The sequence below is a fragment of the Legionella maioricensis genome, assembly GCF_023618015.1.
Lineage (GTDB): Bacteria > Pseudomonadota > Gammaproteobacteria > Legionellales > Legionellaceae > Legionella > Legionella maioricensis.
This window is the reverse complement of record NZ_JAJKBJ010000030.1, coordinates 1-15,609: the sequence shown is the minus strand read 5'-3', so window position 1 is coordinate 15,609 and position 15,609 is coordinate 1. Positions and strand designations below refer to the sequence as shown.

The window sequence follows — 15,609 nt, the reverse complement described above, 5'->3', positions numbered from 1 at the left end:
ATGGCGCAAAATAGTAAAATTATTTTTATTTCTACCTCAAAGCAAGAAATGACGTGTTTTGAGAATGATCATTTGGTTTCAACCTATTGTGTTTCTACAGGTAAAAATGGAGTAGGTGAAAAAAAAAATAGCGAATGCACTCCAAGAGGCTGGCATAAAGTCCACTCTATAATTGGAATGGAGCATCCAATCAACAGTGTATTCGTGTCAAGAGAATGGACGGGGGAAGTATACACAGAGGAATTGGCGACCCAATTTTCTGATAGAGACTGGATATTGACACGAATAATTCAACTAGACGGTTTAGAACCAGGGAGAAACAAAGGTGGAGATGTAGATACCTTGGAAAGGTATATCTATATTCATGGTACGCCTGATACAACAGTATTAGGAGTGCCAGGTTCTCATGGCTGTATTCGTATGAATAATAAAGAAATTATTGACTTGGGATACTGGGTAACAACAGAGACTCTGGTATATATTCAATAGTAATTATAAATAATAATTAATGCTGCAGAGCATAAGCAATCCTGACGGGGTGAACTAATGTCCTATAAATTTGAAGAGGGTAAAGACGTTATAATCGAAGGAGTCGTTGAGAAAATAAAACATGCTATGGTTGGAGATCAAACGGAATTTTGCGCAGAATTTGCCAAGCAACTATATGGAACGGTGGCTCTGGAAGACCTTGATGATTGGGATATAGATGATCTTTATGGCGCAGTTGTTAATTTCTGGTCATTGATCAGTGAGCGCTTGCCCCATGAGACAAAAATCAGGATTTATAATCCGGATTTTGAGCGTCATGGTTGGCAAACCACTCATACAGTAGTTGAAATTATCTGTGATGACATGCCATTTATAGTCGATTCTCTTCGAATGGTTATTAATAGAATGGGATTGGCTTCTCATCTTATTATTCACATGGGTGGTATTAGAGTAAAGAGAGACAAACAACATCGCGTTTGTGAAATATTGCCTAGAAGTAAGGGGAACGATACCAAAGGGGTATTGCATGAAGCACCAATATTTATGGAAATTGATCGCCAAACCGATCCACGTATTTTAGAAGAATTACATAGGAACTTTGAACGAGTTCTTGAAGATAATAGAGTGGTATTTGAAGATTGGGAAAAAATGCGGGCCGAGGTGAGAGAAGCAATTAGTCAGCTCGATAATGTACCCAGGGTCATTGATGCGAATGAAGTAGATGAAACTAAAGCCTTCTTAAAATGGATTGAAGATCATCACTTTACTTTTTTAGGCATGCGTGATTATGAGTTAGTTGAAAAAGGTAAAGAAACTATCTTACAGGCTATTCCTCAAACAGGATTAGGTGTTTTACGAGAAAACTTGAGTAAATCAAGTGAGCGAAGTATTTCTGCCATGACCCCAGAAGCACAAGAATTAACCTTGTCTCCTCGTATTTTAGTCATGTCAAAAACCAATACCCTTGCCAGCGTTCATAGAGATGCGTATACCGATTATATTGGGATTAAGCGTTTTAATGATAAGGGCGAAGTCATTGGGGAAAGGCGAATTATTGGATTATATACTTCGGCCGCCTACCATACCAATCCTAAACACATTCCATTTCTGCGACATAAAGTTGCATTAATTATGGAAAATTCCAAACTAAATCCTCGCAGTCATGCCGGAAAAGTACTCCTGAATATTCTGGAAACTTTACCTCGCGATGACCTCATACAAGGTTCGGAAGATGAGTTATTAGAAATTTGTATGGGTATTTTCTATATGCAGGATAGAAAACGGATTCGTATGTTTGCTCGTGCGGACGTGTATGGACGATTTATTTCCTGTTTGGTTTTTGTCCCAAAAGATCGGTTTAATACTGAATTAAGATATGCCATGCAGAAAATCCTGGCCGACAGTTTTAATGCAGAAGAAATCAGTTTTTCAACGATGTTTTCCGAATCTATTTTGGCCCGGATTCACTTTATTATTAAAGTAAATCCTAAGGACCGCCGTGAGTATGATTTGAAGGAAATCGAAAAGAAACTTATTGAGGTGGGGCGCTCATGGACCGATGATCTGCAACATCATCTCTATGAAGCATATGGTGAAGAACAGGCAAATACCCTTTTTGCACATTATCGCAGCGCGTTCCCTGTTTCCTATTGTGATAATTTTACTCCCAGAACAGCTGTTTATGATATTAAACATATAGAGATGCTGACACCAGAACAGTCCTTAGGGATTAATTTTTATAAACCCCTTGATGAAGCAGAAAACAGCTTTAGATTGAAAGTTTATCAGCATGGAAGCACGATTCCTTTGTCTGATGTATTGCCCATATTGGAAAATCTGGGTTTAAGGGCTATTAGTGAGCGTCCTTATGTACTTAAATTTGAAGATGGCAAAGTCACCTGGATTAATGATTTTGCAATGCAATACACTAGAGACTCGGAATTCCATCTCGATGAAATCAAAGAATTATTTCAAAATGCTTTTGCCAAAGTATGGTTTGGTGAGGCTGAGAATGATGGATTTAATCAATTGGTATTAGCGGCAGGACTTGATTGGCGTGAAGTTGAGATATTAAGAACCTTTGCAAAATATTTCAAACAAATTGGCTTTACTTTTAGCCAAGAGTATATGGAAAAGGCATTAAATAATAATGTTACTATTGCCAAAAAATTAGTAAGATTATTCGAATTACGTTGTAATCCTGTGGATATTGCCAATAGAGCTGACCGTTTTAGTGAGTTAGCTGCTGAAATATTAACTGATCTTGATAATGTTTCTAATCTCGATGAAGATAAAATAATCAGACAATACGTCCATGCTATTAGTGCTACTTTGCGTACTAATTTTTATCAAGTGGACAGTAAAGGCAATCCTAAAAGTTATATTTCTATCAAACTGAATAGTAAAATTATACCCGGTGTTCCCAAACCCCAGCCGATGTATGAAATTTTTGTTTATTCACCTCGATTGGAAGGGGTGCATTTACGCTGTGGTAAAGTTGCTCGTGGAGGATTACGTTGGTCGGATCGAAGAGAGGATTTCCGGACGGAAATTCTTGGCTTAATGAAAGCCCAGCAAGTTAAGAACTCTGTGATCGTACCTAGCGGAGCTAAAGGCGGATTTGTTCCGAAGCACCTACCTGTAAATGGTACACGTGAAGAAATATTGGAAGAGGGTATTAACTGTTATAAATTATTCATTCGCGGGTTGCTCGATATAACTGATAATTATGTGGACGGTGTGCTTGTTAAACCCAAAAATGTTGTATTTTATGATGAAGATGATCCGTACCTTGTAGTCGCTGCAGATAAAGGAACAGCAACTTTTTCTGATATTGCCAATTCTATTTCCATGGAGTATGGCTTCTGGTTAGGGGATGCCTTTGCCTCTGGTGGTTCTATTGGTTATGACCATAAAAAAATGGGAATTACAGCCAAAGGAGCATGGGAATCAGTAAAACGTCATTTTTATGAGCTGGATAGAGACATATACAACAGTGATTTTACTGTAGTTGGTATTGGTGATATGGCTGGTGACGTATTTGGAAATGGTATGTTGTTATCCAGGCATATAAAGCTTGTTGGTGCATTTAATCATATGCATATTTTTATCGATCCAGATCCTGATGCTGAAAAAAGTTTTAAAGAAAGAGAGCGCTTATTTTATTTACCACGCTCCAGCTGGGCTGATTATGATAAGAAGCTCATATCAAAAGGAGGCGGCGTATTTAATCGTAATGCCAAATCAATTCCTGTAAGTCCGGAAATGCAGAAGGTTTTTGATATTAAACAAACCAGCATTGAGCCCAATGAATTAATCAAAACTATTTTAAAAGCTAAAGTTGATTTATTGTGGAGTGGTGGGATTGGTACTTACGTTAAAGCCAGTACGGAAAGTAATGCAAGTGTTGGTGACCGAACAAATGATGCTACTCGAGTGAATGCGAAGCAATTGCGTTGTAAAGTAATTGGAGAGGGCGGTAATTTAGGTTTAACCCAGTTGGCACGGTCTGAATACACCTTGAATGGCGGAATGGTTTATACAGATTTTATTGATAATTCCGGTGGGGTTAATTGTTCAGATAAAGAAGTTAATATTAAAATTTTATTGAACACTATTGTTACTGCAGGTGATCTAACTCCCAAGCAAAGAAATGAACTTTTAAGTGAGATGACCGATGAGGTAGCAAAATTGGTGCTTAGAGATAACTTCTTGCAAACACGAGCTATTAGTTTATCTGCTTCGCAGGCAATACGCTCGCTTGAGTTGCAAGGGCGGTATATTAATGAATTAGAGCGTACTGGTAAAATCGATAGAAGTCTGGAGTTTTTACCAGATGATAAAGCATTATTAGAGCGCAAGTTAAAAGGTCATGGACTTGGCCGTCCAGGAATTGCTGTGTTGATGTGTTACAGCAAAACGCTTCTAAAAGAGCAAATACTGGCCTCTGATGTGCCTGAAGAAAGTTATATGAATCAGATTCTGATTAGTGCATTTCCCAAGCCTTTACAAGAGCGCTTTAGTAAACAAATGCAAGATCATCCGTTAAGACGAGAAATTATTGCTACCCGATTAAGCAATATTATTGTCAATGAGATGGGCTTTACCTACGTTTACAGATTACAGGATGAAACAGGAGCACCAGTTTCTGCTATTGTTAGGGCGTATATGATTGCTCGAAATGTTCTTGATTTAGAATCAATCTGGAAACAGATTGAAGAGTTGGGAACCAAAATCAGTGCACAAAAGCAAATTGATATGATGATGTTGTATGTCAGGCTTTCAAGACGTGTAACGCGCTGGTTTTTACGCTCTCAAAGAAGAACCCTGGACATCAGTCAGGCTGTAAAACTTTATTCTCAAGGAGTCAAGGAGCTTAAAAAGTCTATGCCTGCTGTATTTGGTGAGAATTTCCGGGCTCATTACGATGAACAATATCAGGCTCAACTTAATGAAGGGATCCCTCCTAACCTGGCGCACGAATTAACAGTGACTCGCGCTTTGTTTGCGGCAACGGATATTATAGAAATAGCTCATAAGAGGGATATGAAAATTCAAAAAGTTGCTGAAGTTTATTTTGGCATTGAAGAATTCCTTGATTTAGGTTGGATTAGAACTGAGGTTATTGTGCATTCTACAGAGAATCACTGGGAATCTTTATCCAGGGAAGCATTGCGAGATGATTTAGATTGGCAACAACGTCAATTAACAGACGGAATTTTAAATTATGATAGTAAAAATAAAGACTTAAAATCACGTCTTGAATCATGGGGTGAAAACCATAGTACATTAATTGAACGTTGGCGTCATATATTGACGGATTTAAAATCCAGCTCTGTTTTAAACTACACTATGTTTTTTGTGGCGATTAGAGAGTTACTGGATTTAACTCAAACGACTCTGCAATCATACTCCAAATTAGAATCAGTGTATTAATCTTATTAAAAACCATGTCATTTGTATTTCAGAATGGCATGGTTTTCTCATTTAAAGGTAAGGAAACTAAAAACAGAACTGATACAAGCCGCGTTTTGAACTGTTGATATAATTTTTATGGAGTGTTCTTTATGTCTAATATGCCAGTAACAAAATATTCTTCTTTCAGCAAGTTATTTCATTGGGTGATTGCGGTAACGGTAATTATGATGTTATCCGCCGGATTTTTTCTTGATGAACTTCCTGAGCACCTTCAAGGAACAGCATACATGCTGCATAAATCCACGGGCATTACACTACTTTTTTTAATGCTTTTACGTTTTATCTGGATTCATGCCGCTGGAAAACCAGGGTTACCCACTTCTATGAAGCTTTGGGAAAAAATATTATCACGTGTTGTTCAGTATGGTTTTTACCTGCTTCTCATTATTATGTCGTTAAGTGGATGGATTATGTCAGTGGCAGGAAATCGAGTTCCCATTTATTTTGGCCTATTTAAAGCATCTTTACCTTGGGTGGGAGAGGATAAGTCATTATCTAAGTTCATGGCCGAAGCACATGAAATTATAGCCTGGATTTTAATCATATTTATCACTTTACATGTTTTGGGGGCTTTAAAGCATCACTTTATTGATAAAGATAATATTTTGAGACGTATGTTGCCCGGTAAATACAATTAATATAAACGAGAGTGCTCATTTTAGATCTCTCTGTCCCTAATCCTCACTGCCATTAAGTTAAGCAAATTGTAGGTTGGGCCCATGGCCCAACAAAAGGCATTAGTACCACACCTGAACTCAATGTTGGGCTATGGGCCAACCTACTTAAGGGCAGTGACGGGTAGGGCAAGGGAATGTAAAGACATTTCTTTCTTAATCCGGTGGTTATGAGCTTTACAATAAGTCTGGGCTCTCTAGTGATATTACCTCATTACGTCCTTCGAATCGTGCCGATTGAGCTCCTTCTTTAAGGATACTTACTGCAATTAAATAATGGTTATTTCCGAGTAGTGAATAATCTATTAACTCCCCAAGCTCTGTTTCATCCTCAAGTTTCAGTAATTTCTGACCCGAATAAAGGTTTTGTTCAGACTTAATAACATAAAGGCGTAACTCATGTTTTAAAGTTGCTCGGTAATGAGTTCTTGCAATAATTTCCTGGCCTTTATAACAGCCTTTATCAAAACTGATGTATTGAGTTTGATGTAAACCCAATCGATGAGGTAAAAATAAACCTCTAGACTCAGGATATATATCAATTTGATGGTTATATAATCTTAAAGTATGCCAGGTCAAAGAACCCAATAATTGATTACGTTCTGAAAAAATATTACAAAATTCATGTTCAATATCTGTTTGAATTATAAAGATATAAAATCCATTTCCCAGATGATAGTAGCAATAATTAGAGCTGCGGGCCTGGGCATAGAGATTATTAGGTAAAAAAGTGGCCTCGGGAATAATATCGTCTGGGTTTTGCAAATAAAAGCCGAAAACTTTTAAATTACCATTTTGCTCAATAGAAACTCGTGATAGTTGAGCGGTTTTAGTTAACGAAGTTTGGGTTGACTCAATTAAGTCCCTAGGTAAAATAAGTTTAAAGCCATTCCAATTAATAATATCTAGCAAAGAAAGAATTCGGCCTTTGAGGTTGCATTGGGCTCCTTCAATCATTTGGATGTCAGACACCAAACGTAAATCGCAGGTTAATTGCCCTTGAAGAAAATCCGCAGCTTTATCGCCAACCACATTAAGAAGACCCAAATAGGATAAATCAAATAAGTAATTATTTTTTTTATTAAGAGTTAACTCAGTATCCAGTGAATTAAATGTCGTTAAAACTCGGGAATTAATTAAATGATCAATAGTATTTTTCATGGCTAATACACGGTTTCCGTTTCTAAATGGAGTAGTGTATCATTTGATAGCAAAAAATTGGCTATCATTCGTAATGTTTTTATATAGGTTTCTCATAAGGCAGTGGGTGAGAAAGTATAGATTAATCACTAAGAGAGTATCAATGTTGGATGTACGTGAAAAAGCAAGGCTTTCATGGCATTGCAGACGTGGAATGCTGGAACTGGATCTTATTTTACAGCATTTTCTGGAAAAGGGTCTTGAGCGCCTCAATGAGAAAGAAATTAAAGCATTTGATTTATTATTGAGTAATACTGACCCTGAGTTATTTGCATGGCTAATGGGACATGCAGATCCGCAAGACAAAGAGTTGCGTGAAATTGTCACTATCATCAGAAATAATAATTAAACCAGTAAAATCGAAGGTTTATCTGCGTTTTGTTTCAGTTCTTTATTTGCTGAGTGTTTTATTGTTGATTTACTCTTCGCTCTATTTGGTAGTGAAGGGTATTTTGATTTTTTTAATACTTATTCAGTTAAGATTCGATTTTATCTACCAAAGCCCATGTTCCGCTATACAAGAAATCAGATGTAGTAAAAAAGAATGGGTTTTAGTCATGAATAACGACATGACAATACATTATGATGAAGCCCGCATTCTTATCCATAATCCGCTCTTTCAGCTTATTGAATTGTCTTTTTTAAAAAGAAAAAAATTAGTCCTTTTGTTTAATGATCAACTAACGATTACTCAACTGCGCTTACTTCATCTCAAAACACTTAAAAAATAGTATATAATAATACAATATGGATAATAATGAGTCATCAATGACATTGATTGATTTTTGAACTTCAATCCATAAAAGCAAGAACTCACCATGGATAAAAGAGGAAGTTATGGATATTAAAACTTCTTATAGCGATGAGCGATTGGTCCGTTTAGCGCAGAAAGGCAACATTAATGCCTATAATATACTGCTTGGGCGTTACTATCATAAAGTGCAGCATATCATTTATTTCCATATTAATGATCGCACTAATGTAAATGATTTAGCCCAAGAAGTTCTGTTAAAAGTATATCGATACCTGGATTATTTTAAAGAAGAAAGTCTCTTTTCAACATGGTTATATAAAATTACTCAAAATACTGTAAAAAATTATTTTCGAACAGTCAGTCAACGTTTAGATTCAGAAGCTCAATTTGTTAATGAGCAATCATTAGTGGTGGGTAACTCTCCAGAATACTTATTAATTAACATGGAGTTTGGTGAACAGATAGAATCTGCAATTTCCAGACTTTCTGAGGAATTACGGATTTGTTATGGAATGCATATTCTTGAAGGATTTTCCTATGAAGACATCGCAAAAAAAATGCATTGTCCTATTGGGACCGTCAGATCGAGAATATTTCGAGCCAGAAAATTGTTAATCAACTATATTGGACATAGTAAATAACCCCTAAACAAAGTGGAATCCATTCTTCTCCTTAAGTAAGTGCGTTAGCTCTTAACAATAGGCTGTCGTAGACTTTTAAAAAAATGGTCAATAGTCCAGAATATACAGAATTTAACTTATGGAAATAAAAAATGGTGTGCCAGTTTGCCAGGCAGTATGCGTTTTATTTGTTAATTGTTTGTTTTTCAGCTTCTTTTTCTTCTCTTTTTGCTATTACAAGTAATAATCAACAGGCCACTATTCAGCAACGAATGGATGATTTGGCAGTTTTTTTAGGGGCTCCACGGTTCAGCAGTTCTGAGGTTAATAAAGAATGTTTACCAACGCCTTATGATTTCTTACTCGTTCAGCCTTTAATGACCATGGGAATAGAGAAATATTATCAACGAACTCCGAGCATTCAGCTAATTCATGGGCGCATGGATCAGAAAAGAAATACCTATTCCCGAGCTATTTATATGCTTTTAGATCGAAATAAATATAAGAGTGAGATATCCAAGCCAAAAGACCCAAAACAAGTAGTTGTTGAACTGGCTTTTATTACCATAAATTTTAATGAGTTATCGGAGCAAGCGATTGCTGCCATTCTGAATACCAACGTACCTTTTGGTAAGATATTAATAAATAATAAAATAAACACTTTTACTGAAGATAGAGCCTATTTTTCAGTAAAGTGCAATTTCGATCTGGTAAGATTGCTTCATTGCAGAAAAAACAACATTATTTATGGTCGTGTTAACACGTTGATTAGAAAAGATAATAAAAAATGGGTAGCCAAAGTGATAGAAATTTTGCCGGGTTTAACATGCAAAAATAAAGACTGTAGCGTTTTATTAGAAAATTAATATATTAAATAAATCATTAAAGAAACAGCTGCTATTAAAAAAACATATGTTAAAATGTTTTAATTCGGGTAAATCTTATAAGACTATTATGCTGGAAAGTGATCGCTTAATCAGTACCCAAAGTATTATCTCTGAAGAAGCTATTGATCGAGCTATCAGACCCCTAAGTCTTAGTGAGTACATGGGGCAAGAAGCGGTTAGCTCGCAAATGCAAATCTTTATCGATGCGGCTAGAAAAAGAAATGATGCATTAGATCATGTTCTTATTTTTGGCCCACCTGGCCTTGGTAAAACTACTTTGGCAAATATTATCGCTCATGAAATGGGGGTCAATATTCGTCAGACTTCAGGCCCTGTTATTGAGCGAGCAGGGGATATTGCTGCCATATTAACTAACCTGCAAGAAAATGATGTTTTGTTTATCGATGAAATCCATCGCTTGAGTCCGGTGATAGAAGAAATTCTCTATCCAGCTATGGAAGATTATAAACTGGATATTATGATAGGCGAAGGGCCTGCAGCTCGCTCCATCAAGTTGGAGCTTCCTCCTTTTACTCTGATTGGTGCTACCACCAGAGCCGGGTTATTGACCTCTCCTTTAAGGGATCGATTTGGTATTGTGCAACGACTGGAATATTATTCTGTTGATTCTCTAACTCAAATTGTAACCCGCTCAGCTCAATTGCTTCATGTGCCAACCGAGCCAGATGGAGCCCGGGAAATTGCTTTGCGTGCGCGGGGAACACCACGAATTGCTAATCGTTTGTTAAGAAGAGTTAGAGATTATGCGGAAGTAAAAGGGCGTGGCATAATCAGTATTGAAATTGCCCAAAAAGCTTTAGAAATGCTAGAGGTAGATCAGCATGGGTTTGATCTAATGGATAGAAAATTATTGCTGGCAGTTATTGAACGGTTTAATGGGGGACCTGTAGGGGTAGATAGCATAGCGGCCGCCATTGGAGAAGAAAAAGGCACTATAGAAGATGTATTGGAGCCTTTTTTAATACAACAAGGATTCCTTATGCGCACACCTAGAGGTAGAATGGCCACACCTAGGGCTTACCAGCATTTTGGTTTGAGCGTGAATGAACTGGAATAATGCATGAATGTAGCAACCATAGATCAATATACAGTTAGAGTTTATGCAGAAGACGTTGATTTTATGGGAATCGTTTATCATGCCAATTATCTTTGTTATTTAGAAAGAGCACGAAGTGAGTTATTAAGAACAAATAATTGGACGTTAAGTGATTTAATACAACAGAATATTTTGTTTGCAATTAAAGAATTGGTAATTAAATATATCCATCCAGCAAAATTGGATGATTTGTTAACGATAACGACCCAAATTAAAGAATTAAGAGCATGTAGTTTTTTGTTTGAGCAAGCAATGACTAATCAACACGGAAAATTAATATGTAATGCCGAAATACAAGTGGTATGTGTTAACGGTGATTTAAAACCTCAGCGATTACCCGAGCTGAATAGACAGTAATAAATAGAGACTTCGATATTGGAGAAAAAGGTGAGTAATCAAGCAAATGTATTGATGTATTTTATGCAAGCAGGTCTGGTAGTTAAATCGGTAATGATGTTACTGATGGTTGCTTCCATCGTATCCTGGACTTTGATTTTTCAAAGAGCATGGTTTTTTAATCGCAAAAAACAGCTTACAGATGCTTTTAATAGACGGTTTTGGGACAGTGGCGATTTAAGTAAACTGTATGCTGACGTGGATAGTAATGTGGAAGAACGACAAGGGATGGCAGCAATTTTTCATGCCGGGTTTAAAGAATTTGTTCGTGCAAGAAAGCAAGGTAATGTTACTATTGAGCCTATTCAACGTGTGATGCAAATCAGTCATGCTAAAGAAGCAGAAAAACTGGAGCAACACTTGCCATTTTTTGCCTCAGTTGGTTCTATTTCACCTTATGTGGGACTATTTGGCACGGTATGGGGTATAATGACCTCGTTTCAAGCCCTGGGCCATGCACAACAGGCAACTATAGCAATGGTAGCCCCAGGTATTTCTGAGGCCTTGGTTGCAACCGCTTTAGGTTTATTTACGGCAATACCTGCTGTTATTGCGTATAACCGATATACAACTCGAGCTAATACATTATTAAACAGATTTGATTTGTTTCAAGAGGAGTTAATCTCTTTGATAGAACAACAAACTTCAGGTACAGCAAGAGGATAATACCTAAATGATTAGAGCAAAAATCAAACGGGAACGCCCAATTTCTGAAATTAATGTGGTTCCCTATATCGATGTTATGCTGGTTTTATTAGTTATTTTTATGATCACCGCACCTATGTTGACCCAAGGTGTAACGGTTGATTTACCTAAAGCTGCCAGTCAAACATTACAGCCTACAGAAAGAGAACCTATTATTGTTTCGGTTAATCAGCAAGGGACTTATTTCCTGAATATAAGCAGTACCCCGGCAGATCCTATAGAAGGGCAAGCATTAATAGTCCGTGTTGCTGCGGAACTTGAGTTAGCCAAACAATCTGGGCAAAAATTAAATGTTTTAGTCAAAGGTGATCAGGGAGTTGTTTACGGCAAAGTAGTGCAGGCAATGGCTTTATTGAAGCAGGCAGGAGCAGAGCAGGTAGGATTGATGACGGATTCAGAGCATGAGAATGCAGAGGGTCAAGCATGATTAGTACTCCCAGCTATCGAAAGGCCTTTTTTTCTGCCTTAGCGCTCCATTTATTTTTAATAGTGATGCTGTTAACTGACACTACCGCAAGTAGACCAGTGCTTCAGAAGGAGACTCAAAATACACCGGGTATGGAATTACCTGTTGCAGCAGCTCCACAACCAGAAATTGTGAAAGCAGTTAGTGTAGATAATAAAGCGATTATGGAAACAGTTAATCGTTTAAAACAGGAACGAGAACAAAAGCAAAGAGCTGAATTAAATCGACAAAAAGAACTGAATCGTCAAGTTGCGCTCGCAAAACAACAACGGATTAAAGAGCAGCAACAACTTGCCAAGTTAAAAGAAGAAGCGAATAAAATTGCTATTGCACGAAAAAAACAGGCCGAAGAAGAAAAAAAACATTTAAAAGAATTGGCTGAGCAAAAGGCATTGGAAGCCAAGCGCATAGAAGAATTAAAAAAACAAAAAGAAAAGCTGGTGAAACAACAGGAGTTGGAAGCTAAAAAACTTGCAGAACTCAATAAGAAAAAAGCGGAAGATAAAGCTAAAGCCGATAAGCTTAAAGCAGAACAGGCTCACGCAGAGAAGGTGCGAGCTGAAAAAGCTGCTGCCGAGCAAGCAAAAGCAGATATGGAAAGAAAAAAACAAGCAGACGCAGCTGCCGCACAGCAAGCAAGGCAAAATGCTGAAAATCAAGCACGAATAGCAGGAGAAGTTGATAAATATAAAGCACTTATTGTCAATGCAATAGGCCGAAACTGGATATTGCCTGAAAATGTGGACAGTAGTCTATCAAGCCAATTCAGGATACGCCTGGCTTCAGATGGAACGGTATTAGATGTTTCTTTAACTCGTAGTAGTGGTGATCCATTACTTGATAGATCAGCTCAGACCGCTATATTTAAGGCATCACCGCTTCCAGTGCCTACAGACGCCGAAACATTTAATTTGTTTCGTGATATCAGTTTAACCGTTCGTCCAGAACAAGTTAGGGGGTAACACTCACAATGAATCGCATTATTTCCTTATTTTTATTATTGTTAGCCAATCAGGTATTTGCCCTCGATTTGGAGCTGACTCAAGGTATTAATTCTGCCTTACCTATAGCGATTAACTCTTTTGGCTCCGATACAGGCGCACAGGAGATAGCTCATGTCATTGAAAATGATTTAACTTTGTCAGGGCAATTTAAAATTGTATCGGGTCCAGAAGGCGCTAATGCACAATCTTCGGTGAGTACTTTACGTCAACTGGGCGCTGATAGCGTGGTGACCGGAAGGGTAAATCGTGTTGGAAACCGTTATGAAGTAAGTTATACCCTTGCTGATGCCGTTGCAAAAGGCAATATTCTCCTGACTAAAACCTATCAAATTAATGCCAATGAAATAAGACCGCTGGCGCACCATATTAGTGATGAGGTATATCAAAAATTGACAGGGGAGCGCGGTATATTCTCCACTCGTATCGCCTATATTTCCGTGCAGCGCGGTGGAGCAAGGACACGTTATTCTTTAGAGGTTGCTGACGCAGATGGACACAATCCTCAAAGCTTACTTGTTTCTTCAGAGCCTATTATGTCGCCATCCTGGTCACCGAGCGGAAAAGAAATTTCTTATGTTTCGTTTGAGAAAAAGAAAGCGCAAATCTTTACTGTTTCTGTTGAAACAGGGCAGAGACGTTTGATTACCAGTTTTCCTGGAATTAACGGTGCTCCAGCCTGGTCACCTGACGGCCATCATTTGGCGGTTGTTTTATCAAAGAGTGGTACCCCGAAAATTTATAACATCGATATCAGTTCCGGAACTATGAAACAGCTGACTTTTGGTGACGCGATCGACACTGAACCACGTTTCTCTCCCGATGGTCGGAGTTTATTATTTACTTCCGGAAGAGGCGGATCGCCACAAGTCTATCGTTTGTCTTTAGCAGATGGACAAGTAAGTCGGGTTACCTTTGAGGGTAATTATAATGCACGGGCTTCCTACACTCCCGATATGAAAAATATAGTCATGCTGCATCGAGATGACAGACAATTTAATATAGGCTTGCAAAATGCAAACGGTGGGCCTGTTTCCAGTTTAACTTTTTCTGGACTTGATGAGTCACCTTCTGTTTCTCCCAACAGTCGATTAGTGCTTTATGCTACTCGTTTTCAAGATAAAGGCGTATTAGGCATCGTTTCTATAGATGGTCGAATAAGAATGAGACTCCCTGCTCGTGAAGGTGATGTTCAAGAGCCTGCATGGTCACCCTATTTAGGTTAAAATAATGACCCGCATTCTTTGCATGGTGTTATTGGTGTTGGTGGCATTTAATAACTATGCTTGGAATGCATTGGGGCATCAATTAATTGCTCAAATTGCCTACGACAATTTGACTCCCGAAGCCAGAGAGCTGTGTGATCAATATAATCGCTCATTAGATTCATCGCCAAGTCTCAATTTTGTTTCTGCCGCTGTTTGGCTGGATCAAATACGTAAAAATGATATCCACTGGTTTGATAACCTGCATTATATTGATCTTCCTTTTTCGAGGGATCAAACGAAACTTCCTCCCATACAGGACGTTAATGCTTTGTGGGGGATTAAGCAGGCAATTTCAGTATTATCATCTCAAAAAGCCAGTCTTGCAGATAAAGGGCTAAGTTTGCGTATTTTGACTCATTTGGTGGGCGATATTCATCAACCGCTGCATACAGCGACTAAAATAAGTAAGCGTTTACCTAAGGGCGACTTGGGTGGTAATTTATATCAATTGGGTAAGAATCCAATAGGTAAAAATTTGCATCAGTATTGGGATAACGGGGCTGGCATTCTTATTGGACAAAGTAAAAAATTTCAAGTGAGGAATAAGGCGTCGCAGTTGGAAAAAAAATGGCCTTGTAAACAGGCAAATGCAAAAAAGCAACCCCGACAGTGGATTAACGAGTCACACAAGCTTGCCCTAGCGCAAGTATATACAGTTAGCTCTCATAGAGTACCGAGTAAAAAGTACCAGTTGAACGCTCAAAATATAACGCAAAAGCAAATTCTATTCGCAGGATGCAGATTAGCTGGCTTACTAAACAGCATAGCAAAACAACAAAAATATGGTGCTTAAGATACTAGGGTTTTGTTGGTAATTGAGCATTTAATATATCGTTATCGTGAGTGTAGAGAGAGCTCTCTGAACTAGGCACTGTGCTGCATCGAGGAGATCTCTCGCTAACGCTCGAGATGACGTAGAGATAGTAAGGCTTGCTCACATCATATCACCTCGAGTCCACACCACGTCATCTCGAGCGTTAGCGAGAGATCTCCTCGAACTGGTTATCGAGCCAGCATCAAGAAGATCCTTCACTGAGTTCAGGATGACGTTCCCA

15 protein-coding genes are annotated in these 15,609 nt (G+C 38.0%); 14 read left to right on the top strand and 1 reads right to left on the bottom strand.

The genetic code is table 11. The features are described 5' to 3' along the window. The 3 genes from LOX96_RS15850 to LOX96_RS15840 all read left to right on the top strand — a co-directional run bounded on the left by LOX96_RS15850 (position 1) and on the right by LOX96_RS15840 (position 6,104). Entirely contained in the window at positions 1 to 489 is a 489-nt protein-coding gene (locus LOX96_RS15850; RefSeq protein ID WP_250424389.1) for a L,D-transpeptidase, read from the top strand. Between the two features lie 57 nt (positions 490 to 546). Next, the gene (locus tag LOX96_RS15845; protein WP_250424390.1) at positions 547 to 5,424 is read left to right on the top strand and encodes an NAD-glutamate dehydrogenase; all 4,878 of its coding nucleotides are present in this window, start codon (positions 547 to 549) and stop codon (positions 5,422 to 5,424) included. A gap of 131 nt (positions 5,425 to 5,555) precedes the next feature. Beyond that, positions 5,556 to 6,104, top strand: coding sequence for a cytochrome b (locus tag LOX96_RS15840; protein WP_250424391.1), 549 nt, complete (start codon positions 5,556 to 5,558; stop codon positions 6,102 to 6,104). Positions 6,105 to 6,317: 213 nt separating this feature from the next. Here LOX96_RS15840 and ygfZ read toward each other — a convergent pair whose 3' ends face one another. Further along, positions 6,318 to 7,301: a CAF17-like 4Fe-4S cluster assembly/insertion protein YgfZ gene (gene ygfZ / locus LOX96_RS15835; protein ID WP_250424392.1), complete on the bottom strand. Its 984-nt coding sequence runs from the start codon at positions 7,299 to 7,301 to the stop codon at positions 6,318 to 6,320. A 145-nt stretch (positions 7,302 to 7,446) separates the two neighbouring features. Between ygfZ and LOX96_RS15830 the strand changes: the two genes are divergently transcribed. From LOX96_RS15830 to LOX96_RS15780, 11 genes are all read left to right on the top strand, one after another. Next, positions 7,447 to 7,689 carry an FAD assembly factor SdhE gene (locus LOX96_RS15830; protein WP_250424403.1) on the top strand — a complete coding sequence of 81 codons (243 nt, stop codon included), beginning with the start codon at positions 7,447 to 7,449 and terminating at the stop codon, positions 7,687 to 7,689. Between the two features lie 208 nt (positions 7,690 to 7,897). After that, a complete protein-coding gene (locus LOX96_RS15825; RefSeq protein WP_250424393.1) occupies positions 7,898 to 8,071 on the top strand; it encodes a hypothetical protein in 174 nt (57 codons plus the stop codon). Between the two features lie 106 nt (positions 8,072 to 8,177). Then, the gene (locus LOX96_RS15820) at positions 8,178 to 8,735 is read left to right on the top strand and encodes a sigma-70 family RNA polymerase sigma factor (protein ID WP_250424394.1); all 558 of its coding nucleotides are present in this window, start codon (positions 8,178 to 8,180) and stop codon (positions 8,733 to 8,735) included. A gap of 131 nt (positions 8,736 to 8,866) precedes the next feature. Then, positions 8,867 to 9,580, top strand: a complete 714-nt coding sequence (locus LOX96_RS15815) for a hypothetical protein (protein ID WP_250424395.1) — start codon at positions 8,867 to 8,869, stop codon at positions 9,578 to 9,580. An 88-nt stretch (positions 9,581 to 9,668) separates the two neighbouring features. After that, on the top strand, positions 9,669 to 10,679 hold the full coding sequence (gene ruvB / locus LOX96_RS15810) for a Holliday junction branch migration DNA helicase RuvB (RefSeq protein WP_250424404.1): 1,011 nt from the start codon (positions 9,669 to 9,671) through the stop codon (positions 10,677 to 10,679). A gap of 3 nt (positions 10,680 to 10,682) precedes the next feature. After that, positions 10,683 to 11,075, top strand: a complete 393-nt coding sequence (locus tag LOX96_RS15805; RefSeq protein ID WP_250424396.1) for a YbgC/FadM family acyl-CoA thioesterase — start codon at positions 10,683 to 10,685, stop codon at positions 11,073 to 11,075. 30 nt (positions 11,076 to 11,105) lie between these two features. Then, positions 11,106 to 11,780 (top strand): protein TolQ, encoded by a 675-nt coding sequence (tolQ, locus tag LOX96_RS15800; protein WP_250424397.1) that lies wholly within the window; start codon positions 11,106 to 11,108, stop codon positions 11,778 to 11,780. Positions 11,781 to 11,787: 7 nt separating this feature from the next. Continuing rightward, positions 11,788 to 12,246, top strand: coding sequence for a protein TolR (tolR, locus tag LOX96_RS15795; RefSeq protein WP_250424398.1), 459 nt, complete (start codon positions 11,788 to 11,790; stop codon positions 12,244 to 12,246). Continuing rightward, on the top strand, positions 12,243 to 13,247 hold the full coding sequence (gene tolA, locus LOX96_RS15790; protein WP_250424399.1) for a cell envelope integrity protein TolA: 1,005 nt from the start codon (positions 12,243 to 12,245) through the stop codon (positions 13,245 to 13,247). The genes tolR and tolA overlap by 4 nt, the downstream gene beginning before the upstream one ends. A gap of 8 nt (positions 13,248 to 13,255) precedes the next feature. After that, positions 13,256 to 14,512 (top strand): Tol-Pal system beta propeller repeat protein TolB, encoded by a 1,257-nt coding sequence (gene tolB / locus LOX96_RS15785; RefSeq protein WP_250424400.1) that lies wholly within the window; start codon positions 13,256 to 13,258, stop codon positions 14,510 to 14,512. Positions 14,513 to 14,516: 4 nt separating this feature from the next. Next, positions 14,517 to 15,347 carry a S1/P1 nuclease gene (locus LOX96_RS15780; RefSeq protein WP_250424401.1) on the top strand — a complete coding sequence of 277 codons (831 nt, stop codon included), beginning with the start codon at positions 14,517 to 14,519 and terminating at the stop codon, positions 15,345 to 15,347. The last annotated feature ends 262 nt before the right edge of the window (positions 15,348 to 15,609 follow it).

Excerpts from the sequence above, each read along its gene's own strand:
- LOX96_RS15850 (WP_250424389.1), top strand. The coding sequence starts at position 1 with ATGGCGCAAAATAGTAAAATTATTTTTATTTCTACCTCAAAGCAAGAA.
- LOX96_RS15845 (WP_250424390.1), top strand. The coding sequence starts at position 547 with ATGTCCTATAAATTTGAAGAGGGTAAAGACGTTATAATCGAAGGAGTC.
- LOX96_RS15840 (WP_250424391.1), top strand. The coding sequence starts at position 5,556 with ATGTCTAATATGCCAGTAACAAAATATTCTTCTTTCAGCAAGTTATTT.
- ygfZ (WP_250424392.1), bottom strand. The coding sequence starts at position 7,301 with ATGAAAAATACTATTGATCATTTAATTAATTCCCGAGTTTTAACGACA.
- LOX96_RS15825 (WP_250424393.1), top strand. The coding sequence starts at position 7,898 with ATGAATAACGACATGACAATACATTATGATGAAGCCCGCATTCTTATC.
- LOX96_RS15820 (WP_250424394.1), top strand. The coding sequence starts at position 8,178 with ATGGATATTAAAACTTCTTATAGCGATGAGCGATTGGTCCGTTTAGCG.
- LOX96_RS15815 (WP_250424395.1), top strand. The coding sequence starts at position 8,867 with ATGGTGTGCCAGTTTGCCAGGCAGTATGCGTTTTATTTGTTAATTGTT.
- ruvB (WP_250424404.1), top strand. The coding sequence starts at position 9,669 with ATGCTGGAAAGTGATCGCTTAATCAGTACCCAAAGTATTATCTCTGAA.
- LOX96_RS15805 (WP_250424396.1), top strand. The coding sequence starts at position 10,683 with ATGAATGTAGCAACCATAGATCAATATACAGTTAGAGTTTATGCAGAA.
- tolR (WP_250424398.1), top strand. The coding sequence starts at position 11,788 with ATGATTAGAGCAAAAATCAAACGGGAACGCCCAATTTCTGAAATTAAT.
- tolA (WP_250424399.1), top strand. The coding sequence starts at position 12,243 with ATGATTAGTACTCCCAGCTATCGAAAGGCCTTTTTTTCTGCCTTAGCG.
- tolB (WP_250424400.1), top strand. The coding sequence starts at position 13,256 with ATGAATCGCATTATTTCCTTATTTTTATTATTGTTAGCCAATCAGGTA.
- LOX96_RS15780 (WP_250424401.1), top strand. The coding sequence starts at position 14,517 with ATGACCCGCATTCTTTGCATGGTGTTATTGGTGTTGGTGGCATTTAAT.